Below are 679 nucleotides of genomic sequence, written 5' to 3'. Positions count from 1 at the left end.
CCGCTTGCATCTGCCTGAGCGGTCGATTGTTTTTGCGGGGCAGCGCCTATACTCGCCTGACATAAGAAGGGGGAGCACGGTAAATGTTCGCTCTCATGCAACAGTCGCATGCCGAAGCGCTGCATCTGGTCTGCGATCCGGAGTCGGGATTGAAGGCCGTTATCGCCATCCATAACAGCCGATCGGGACCGGCGTTGGGCGGATGTCGCTACCTGACCTATACGGACGAAGAGAGCGCTGTGGAAGACGCCATTCAACTGGCGAAAAGCATGAGCTACAAATCCGCGCTTGCCGGTCTGCCCTTTGGCGGCGGTAAGGCGGTCATCATGCGGCCTGCGCAACTGTTCGATCGCCAGGCGCTGTTCGAGGCCTTCGGGCGTTTCGTCGAAACGCTTCAGGGGCGCTACATCACCGCCGTCGACAGTGGCACTTCCAGCCTGGACATGGACTGCATTGCGCGCAGCACCCGGCACGTCACCAGCACCAGCGAAGAGGGCGATCCGTCGATCTGTACCGCGAAGGGCATGCTGACCGGCATTCGGGCCACAGCCGTGGCGCGTCTGGGCAGCGACAACCTCGAAGGTCTGCGGATTGCCATTCAGGGGCTGGGCCACGTCGGCTATCCGCTGGCCGGGTTGCTGCATGCCGCCGGGGCCGAGTTGCTGGTCAGCGATCTGGA

At 62.4% G+C, this 679-nt stretch carries 1 protein-coding gene; it reads left to right on the top strand.

Annotated features, from left to right (window positions below):
* Window positions 1-83 precede the first annotated feature (83 nt).
* A partial coding sequence (locus BZK31_RS28380; RefSeq protein WP_167378133.1) for a Glu/Leu/Phe/Val dehydrogenase dimerization domain-containing protein occupies window positions 84-679 on the top strand: 596 nt, incomplete at its 3' end.

This window comes from Pseudomonas floridensis (assembly GCF_002087235.1).
Classification (GTDB): domain Bacteria; phylum Pseudomonadota; class Gammaproteobacteria; order Pseudomonadales; family Pseudomonadaceae; genus Aquipseudomonas; species Aquipseudomonas floridensis.
The sequence above is the reverse complement of the archived record's forward strand: the minus strand, read 5'-3'. Positions and strand labels throughout refer to the sequence as shown.